Below are 7946 nucleotides of genomic sequence, written 5' to 3'. Positions count from 1 at the left end.
CGTCGCCGTCGCCGAGACGCTCAACCGCATCACCCCGGGTTCGGGCGAGAAGCGCTCGGTGCTGTTCAACTCCGGCGCCGAGGCGGTGGAGAACGCCGTCAAGGTCGCGCGCGCCTACACCCGCAAGCCCGCCGTGGTGGCGTTCAACCACGCCTACCACGGCCGAACCAACCTGGCCCTTGCGCTGACCGCCAAGTCGATGCCCTACAAGGGCGGCTTCGGCCCGTTCGCGCCGGAGATCTACCGTGCGCCGCTGTCCTACCCCTACCGGGACGGTCTGGTCGACAAGGAACTGGCCACCGACGGGGAGAAGGCCGCCGCGCGCAGCATCAACATCATCGAGAGCCAGATCGGCGCCGACAGCCTGGCCGCGCTCATCATCGAGCCGATCCAGGGCGAGGGCGGGTTCATCGTTCCGGCCGAGGGCTTCCTGCCCACCCTGCTGGACTGGTGCCACAAGAACGACGTGGTGTTCATCGCCGACGAGGTGCAGACCGGATTCGCGCGGTCGGGCGCCATGTTCGCGTGTGAGCACGAGGGCATCGAACCCGACCTGATCTGCACCGCCAAGGCCATCGCCGACGGACTGCCGCTGTCGGCGGTCACCGGGCGGGCGCAGATCATGGACGCCCCGCAGGTCGGCGGTTTGGGTGGCACCTTCGGCGGAAACCCGTTGGCTTGCGCGGCGGCGTTGGCCACCATCGAGACGATCGAGAACGACGGTTTGATCGAGCGCGCGCAGCGGTTGGAACGCTTGATCACCGAGCCGCTGTTGCGTCTGCAGGCCGGCGACGACCGGATCGGCGACGTGCGCGGCCGGGGCGCCATGATCGCCATCGAACTGGTGAAGTCGGGAACCGCCGAGCCCGACAAGGAACTGACCCAGAAGCTGACCGTCGCGGCCGCCGCCGCCGGCGTGATCGTGTTGACGTGCGGCATGTGGGGCAACATCATCCGGCTGCTGCCCCCGCTGACCATCAGCGACGAGCTGCTGGCCGAGGGCATCGACATCCTCGGCGGCCTGCTGCGCGAGCTGTAGACCGGGACTTCCCACCGCGCGTGGGCAATCTCACAAACACCACAAACGCCAGATCATGGTGGAATACCTTTACTTTAGCTAACGTTCTATATGTCAGCGCGGACAGCGCAATTTGACTCGCTAACTTTCATTTGCAAGGGATCTGTTATGTCGACTGCTATTCACGACGAAGAACTCAACCGCCGCATCGAGCAACTCATTGCCAACGACCCCCAGTTCGCCGCCGCCCGGCCGGACCCGGCGATCACCGCCGCCACCGAGCAGCCGGGGCTGCGGCTGCCCCAGATCATCCGGACCGTGCTCGACGGCTATGCCGACCGGCCCGCACTGGCGCAGCGCGTCGTGGAATTCGTCAAGGACGCCAAGACCGGACGCACCACCGCCGAGCTGCTCCCCCGCTTCGAGACCATCACGTATGGCGAACTGGGCGAACGGGTTTCGGCTCTCGGCCGCGCCTGGGCCAGCGACTCGGTGAGCCCCGGCGACCGCGTCTGCGTGCTGGGCTTCAACAGCGTGGACTACGCCACGATCGACATCACGCTGGGCACCATCGGCGCCGTGTCGGTGCCGATGCAGACCAGCGCGGCGATCTCGTCGCTGCAGCCGATCGTCGCCGAGACCGAGCCCAGCCTGATCGCCTCGAGCGTCAACCAGCTGCCCGACGCCGTGGAGCTGATCCTGGCCGGCGACCACGTGCCCGGCAAGCTCGTCGTGTTCGACTACCAGCCCGAGGTCGACGACCAGCGCGAGGCCGTGGAGAGTGCCGTGGCCCGGCTGGCCGGCACCGATGTGGTGGTCGAGAAGCTCGCCGACGTGTTGGAGCGCGGCAAGGACCTACCCCCGGTTCCCGAGCAGCAGACCGACGAGGACTCGCTCGCGCTGTTGATCTACACCTCCGGCAGCACCGGCGCCCCGAAGGGTGCGATGTACCCGCAGAGCAACGTCGGCAAGATGTGGCGGCGCGGCAGCAAGAACTGGTTCGGCGAGAGCGCCGCGTCGATCACCCTCAACTTCATGCCGATGAGCCACGTCATGGGGCGCGGGATCCTCTACGGCACGTTGGGCAACGGCGGCACCGCCTACTTCGCGGCCCGCAGCGACCTGTCCACCCTGCTCGAGGACCTCGAGCTGGTGCGGCCCACCGAGATGAACTTCGTCCCGCGGATCTGGGAAACGCTGTACGGCGAATTCCAGCGCCAGGTCGAGCGCCGGCTGGCCGACGGTGCCGATCGCGAGGCCGTTGAGGAAGAGGTGCTGGCGGAACAGCGCCAGTACCTGTTGGGCGGGCGGTTCATCTTCGCGATGACGGGCTCCGCACCCACCTCACCGGAGCTGAAGAAGTGGGCCGAGTCGCTGCTGCAGATGCACTTGATGGACGGCTACGGCTCGACCGAGGCCGGAATGGTGTTGTTCGACGGGGAGATTCAGCGTCCGCCGGTGATCGACTACAAGTTGGTCGACGTTCCCGACCTGGGCTATTTCAGCACCGACCGCCCGCACCCGCGCGGTGAGCTGTTGCTGCGGACCGAGAACATGTTCCCCGGCTACTACAAGCGGGCCGAGACCACCGCGAACGTGTTCGACGAGGACGGCTACTACCGGACCGGTGACGTGTTCGCCGAGATCGCCCCGGACCGGCTGGTGTACGTCGACCGACGCAACAACGTGCTCAAGCTCGCCCAGGGCGAATTCGTCACGCTGGCCAAGCTCGAGGCGGTGTTCGGCAACAGCCCGCTGATCCGCCAGATCTACGTCTACGGCAACAGCTCCCAGCCCTACCTGCTGGCCGTGGTGGTGCCGACCGAAGAGGCGTTGGCGCACAATGACATCGAGTCGCTCAAGCCCACGATCGCCGACTCGCTGCAGAAGGTCGCCAAAGAAACCGGCCTGCAGTCCTACGAGGTGCCGCGTGACTTCATCATCGAGACCACCCCGTTCAGCCTGGAAAACGGTCTGCTGACCGGGATCCGCAAGTTGGCGTGGCCGAAGCTCAAGGCGCACTACGGCGAACGGCTCGAGCAGATCTACGCCGACCTGGCCGCCGGCCAGGCCAACGAGTTGGCCGAACTGCGCCGCAGCGGCGCCCAGGCGCCGGTGCTGCAGACCGTCAGCCGCGCCGCGGCCGCCATGCTGGGCGCGACGGCCGGCGACCTGTCACCCGACGCCCACTTCACCGATCTGGGTGGAGACTCGTTGTCCGCGTTGACATTCGGCAACCTGCTGCGCGAGATCTTCGACGTCGACGTGCCGGTGGGTGTGATCGTCAGCCCGGCCAACGACCTGGCGGCCATCGCCGCCTACATCGAGGCCGAGCGCCAGGGCTCCAAGCGGCCGACGTTCGCGGCCGTGCACGGACGCGGCGCCACCACGGTGCACGCCGGTGACCTCACGCTGGACAAGTTCCTCGACGAGGCCGTCCTGGCCGGCGCGCCGAGCCTGCCCAAGCCGGCGACCGAGGTGCGCACGGTGCTGTTGACCGGCGCGACCGGATTCCTGGGCCGCTACCTGGCGCTGGACTGGCTCGAGCGGATGGACATGGTCGACGGCAAGGTCATCGCACTGGTGCGGGCCCGCTCCGACGAGGAGGCGCGCGCCCGGTTGGACAAGACCTTCGGCGTGGGCTCTCCCGAAGGCGACCCGAAACTGCTGGCGCACTACCAGAAGCTGGCCGCCGACCACCTCGAGGTGATCGCGGGCGACAAGGGCGAGGCCAACCTCGGCCTGGACCAGCAAACCTGGCAGCGACTGGCCGAGGAGGTCGACATCATCGTCGACCCGGCGGCCCTGGTGAACCACGTGTTGCCCTACAGCGAGCTGTTCGGGCCCAACGCGCTGGGCACCGCGGAGCTGATCCGGATCGCGTTGACCTCCAAGCAGAAGCCATACACCTACGTGTCGACGATCGGGGTGGGCGACCAGATCAAGCCGGGTGAGTTCGTCGAGGACGCCGACATCCGGCAGATCAGCGCCACCCGCGAGATCAACGACAACTACGCCAACGGCTACGGCAACAGCAAGTGGGCCGGCGAGGTGCTCCTGCGCGAGGCGCACGACCTGTGCGGTCTGCCCGTCTCGGTGTTCCGCTGCGACATGATCCTGGCCGACACCACCTACTCCGGTCAGCTCAACCTGCCGGACATGTTCACCCGGCTGATGCTGAGCCTGGTCGCCACCGGTATCGCGCCCGGTTCGTTCTACGAGCTCGACGCCGACGGCAACCGGCAGCGGGCGCACTACGACGGCCTGCCGGTCGAGTTCATCGCCGCGGCGATCTCGACGCTGGGGACGCAGATCACCGACAGCGACACCGGCTTCCAGACCTACCACGTGATGAACCCGTACGACGACGGCATCGGTCTAGACGAGTACGTCGACTGGCTGGTCGAGGCCGGATACTCGATCGAGCGCATCGCCGACTACTCCGAATGGCTGCGGCGGTTCGAGACGTCGCTGCGGGCCCTGCCGGATCGGCAGCGTCAGTACTCGCTGCTGCCGCTGTTGCACAACTACCAGAAGCCGGAAAAGCCGATCAACGGCTCGATGGCGCCCACCGATGTGTTCCGCGCGGCGGTGCAGGAAGCGAAAATCGGCCCCGACAAAGACATTCCGCATGTCACGGCGCCGGTGATCGTCAAGTACATCACCAACCTGCAGTTGCTCGGACTGCTCTAAGGGCAAGCAAGCAATCGCCCAGTCCCGCAACGGGACTGGGCGATTGCTGTTGATTGGCGCAGAACTACTGCTGCGGGTGCGGCCAACGCAGATACGCGGCGTTGGCGCCGGCCCCCGCGCCGGCGCGGTTACGGCGCCAGCCCCGCTTGGGCTCGGGGTCCGCCGCGGCGCGCGGCTTGGTCAGCGCGCCCGAGGAGACCTCGGCGGGCTCGTAGACCGAATCCCGGTAGGGCTCCACGCCCCCGGGGGCCGCGGCGGGTTCGGCCGCCACCGGATGTACGTCGCGGGCCAGGCGCACGGCGGTGCGGGCCAGCACGACCCCACCCACGAAGATGATCAGCGCGCCCAGGCCCGAGAAGTAGGTGACCTCGAGCACCGCGCGCTTGCGTTCGGTCGCCGCGATCGGGTCACCGGCGGAGCCGATTCCCAACAGCGGGGCGACCTGGCCGCCCACGACGAACCAGGCGCCGGCCAGCACGGCCAGCCAGCCGCCCAGCATGGCGGCGACCCGGTTTCCGGCGACGATCAACAACAGGCCGCCGAGCACGGTGGCCGCGCCCGGCGCCACTTCCAGCCAGCCCCGGGCGGAGCTCCACGCCCAATCCCGGTCCGGTGTATAGGCGAAATTAAAGTGCGGACCAACAAACGGTATTAACGCCCCCCAGGCTCCCAAAATGACCAGGAGCAATCCGCTGACCGCGCCTCGCGAACGCGGCATACTCAGCCCGCGGGTTTGGCCGTCTTGTGCGTATTTCATGACATCCCCTCGTTGAATACCGGGTCTGATTCCGGCCTGGGATGGTTACCCAGCGCCTTCCACTACTAACCCACGCGGCAAACGAAAGCCACCGCTAGCCGGGGGCTTTGGAGGCTGGTGAGACTGGTGTTACTAGTGAAGGCCGAGCGACAGGAGCACGATCGCGATCGCGGGAAACGCGCCCTGCGTCGCGGCGGCACGGGCCTTGTCGCGCGCCGACGCGACCAGCACCACCGCCGCCGCGGCCATCGACCCGACGCCGGCGAAGACGAGCGCCGCACCAATGCCCCTGTGCCCCAACGCGACTGCGGCGATGCCCACGCCGGTGACGATGGCCAGGAAAAGGTTGTAGAAGCCTTGGTTGAACGCCAGCGCCTTGGTGGTCTCGGCGTCGGCCGCGGTGGTGCCGAAGGTGGCGCGGGTGCGCGGCGAGGTCCAGGTCAACGATTCGATCACAAAGATGTAGACGTGCAGCAACGCCGCCAGCGCGGCGAACACCAATGCGGCGGCGATCATCGCTCCTCCTCGCTGTTCGGGCGCCGGTGAACTCTACCGATCGGGGGTTGACCGGCCCAGCCTGACGCGGCAAGGCCCCGGTAGCCGAGGGCTACCGGGGCCTTGCCGACTCAGCGGGTCAGGCGCCCGCGTGGTGGTGCCGGTGGAACAGGCCACCGCCTTCGCCGGTGCGCCGGCGGAACAGGCCGCCACCCGTGCGCCCGCGGGGCTGCGGTCCGGCCGCCACGGCGTCGGTCCGCGCCGGCGCCGCGCCGCGGGTCTCGTCGTACATGGCCGGTTCGGCGGCCGGCACGGCCTCGCCCGCGACCGGCGCCGGGTGGCTCACCACGACGTCGCGCGCGTGCCGCACGGCCAGCCGCGCCACCGCGGCGCCGCCCAGGAACACGATCAGCGCACCCAGGCCGGTGAAGTAGGTGACCTCGAGCAGGGCGCGTTTGAGGTCCGTCGCCGCCACCGGTTGGCCGACATCGCCGATCCGGAGCGTCGACGCGAACGCGCGGCCGACCACGAACCAGGCGCCGCCGACGACCGCCAGCCAGCCGCCGAACACGGCGCTGGCCCGATTGCCGGACATGAGCACCAGCAGGCCGCCCACCGCCGTCGCGACGCCGGGGAGCACCTCCAGCCAGCCCTTGGCCGTGGTCCACGTCCAGGCCGGATCGGCCATGTACGCCCAGTCGACGTTGGGCCCGAAGAAGGGCACCAGTGCGCCCCACGCGCCCAGCAGTATCAGCAGTAGCCCGGTTAGCGCGCCGCGGGTGCGTGGCATGTACAGCGCGCGGGGTCGGTCGTAGTCGTCGCTCGTGGTCCTCATCGGAACCTCCTTCAACAGGTATCGCTGCTGTGAGCCTGGTTACCCGGCGATGCCGGGGTGTAACCGGTCGACGGCCGCGCGCGTGTTTGCTGGGGCCGTCGCAGCGGGGGTGCACGCGGATGGCCCGGCGCCTGACCGGCGGCGGTCTAGCGGGTCTGACCAGGCCGGACGCCGGACCGCGCGAACGGCCGGACCCCGCTGGGCGCAAAGGTCACGATTTGGCCGCGAAACGGCCCGGCGGGCACGGAACCAGCCACTAGTCGAACAGGCCGGGTTGGCCCAGCCCGGTGACCCCGGCCGGCGGGGCCATGCCGAGGTGCGTCCACGCCTGGGCGGTGGCCACCCGGCCCCGCGGGGTCCGCGCGACCATGCCGGCGCGGACCAGGAACGGCTCGCACACCTCCTCGACGGTGGTGGCCTCCTCGCCCACCGCCACCGCCAGCGTCGACACCCCGACCGGGCCGCCGCCGAAGCTGCGGGTCAGCGCCGAGAGCACCGCCCGGTCCAGCCGGTCCAGGCCCAGCTCGTCGACGTCGTACACCGCCAGCGCGGCCTTGGCGACATCGCGGGTGATCACGCCGTCGGCGCGCACCTCGGCGAAGTCGCGAACCCGGCGCAGCAGCCGGTTGGCGATCCGCGGCGTCCCGCGCGAACGGCGGGCGATCTCCTCGGCCGCATCGCCGCCCAGCTCGATGCCCAGGATCCCGGCGGAGCGGGCCAGCACCCGCTCCAGCTCGGCGGGCTCGTAGAAGTCCATGTGCGCGGTGAAACCGAACCGGTCGCGCAGCGGGCCGGTCAACGCGCCGGACCGGGTGGTGGCGCCGACCAGGGTGAAGGGCGCCACTTCCAGGGGGATCGACGTCGCGCCGGGACCCTTACCGACCACCACGTCAACCCGGAAGTCCTCCATGGCCAGGTACAGCATCTCCTCGGCGGGCCGCGCGATGCGGTGGATCTCGTCGATGAACAGCACGTCGTGCTCGACGAGGTTGGACAGCATGGCCGCCAGGTCGCCGGCACGTTCCAGCGCGGGCCCGGACGTCAGCCGCAGCGAGGACCCCAGCTCGGCGGCGATGATCATCGCCAGCGACGTCTTGCCCAGCCCCGGCGGCCCGGACAACAGGATGTGATCCGGTGTGCCGCCCCGG

Annotated in this window: 6 protein-coding genes; 2 read left to right on the top strand and 4 right to left on the bottom strand. The window is 69.2% G+C overall.

All coding sequences use genetic code 11. From position 1 onward, the window contains the following. Both gabT and car read left to right on the top strand, forming a co-directional pair. On the top strand, positions 1-1039 hold a 1039-nt coding region (gabT, locus tag A9W96_RS26815), incomplete at its 5' end, for a 4-aminobutyrate--2-oxoglutarate transaminase (protein ID WP_067144343.1). A 147-nt stretch (positions 1040-1186) separates the two neighbouring features. Further along, positions 1187-4711: a carboxylic acid reductase gene (car, locus tag A9W96_RS26810; protein WP_067144341.1), complete on the top strand. Its 3525-nt coding sequence runs from the start codon at positions 1187-1189 to the stop codon at positions 4709-4711. A 64-nt stretch (positions 4712-4775) separates the two neighbouring features. On the opposite strand, the gene A9W96_RS26805 is transcribed toward car, so the two are convergent. The 4 genes from A9W96_RS26805 to ruvB all read right to left on the bottom strand — a co-directional run. Further along, positions 4776-5468, bottom strand: a complete 693-nt coding sequence (locus A9W96_RS26805; RefSeq protein ID WP_066863865.1) for a hypothetical protein — start codon at positions 5466-5468, stop codon at positions 4776-4778. Positions 5469-5600: 132 nt separating this feature from the next. Further along, on the bottom strand, positions 5601-5984 hold the full coding sequence (locus tag A9W96_RS26800; protein ID WP_067144339.1) for a DUF1304 domain-containing protein: 384 nt from the start codon (positions 5982-5984) through the stop codon (positions 5601-5603). A 118-nt stretch (positions 5985-6102) separates the two neighbouring features. Then, positions 6103-6798, bottom strand: a complete 696-nt coding sequence (locus tag A9W96_RS26795; RefSeq protein ID WP_067144337.1) for a hypothetical protein — start codon at positions 6796-6798, stop codon at positions 6103-6105. 256 nt (positions 6799-7054) lie between these two features. Next, on the bottom strand, positions 7055-7946 hold an 892-nt coding region (gene ruvB / locus A9W96_RS26790), incomplete at its 5' end, for a Holliday junction branch migration DNA helicase RuvB (RefSeq protein WP_067144335.1).

It is taken from the genome of Mycobacterium sp. 1245852.3 (assembly GCF_001669335.1).
Classification (GTDB): Bacteria; Actinomycetota; Actinomycetes; order Mycobacteriales; family Mycobacteriaceae; genus Mycobacterium; species Mycobacterium europaeum_A.
This window is presented reverse-complemented; position numbering and strand designations above follow the sequence as displayed.

Bases quoted from the DNA above. Each gene is read 5' to 3' on its own strand.
- A9W96_RS26795 (WP_067144337.1), bottom strand. From the start codon at position 6,798: ATGAGGACCACGAGCGACGACTACGACCGACCCCGCGCGCTGTACATG.
- A9W96_RS26800 (WP_067144339.1), bottom strand. From the start codon at position 5,984: ATGATCGCCGCCGCATTGGTGTTCGCCGCGCTGGCGGCGTTGCTGCAC.
- A9W96_RS26805 (WP_066863865.1), bottom strand. From the start codon at position 5,468: ATGAAATACGCACAAGACGGCCAAACCCGCGGGCTGAGTATGCCGCGT.
- car (WP_067144341.1), top strand. From the start codon at position 1,187: ATGTCGACTGCTATTCACGACGAAGAACTCAACCGCCGCATCGAGCAA.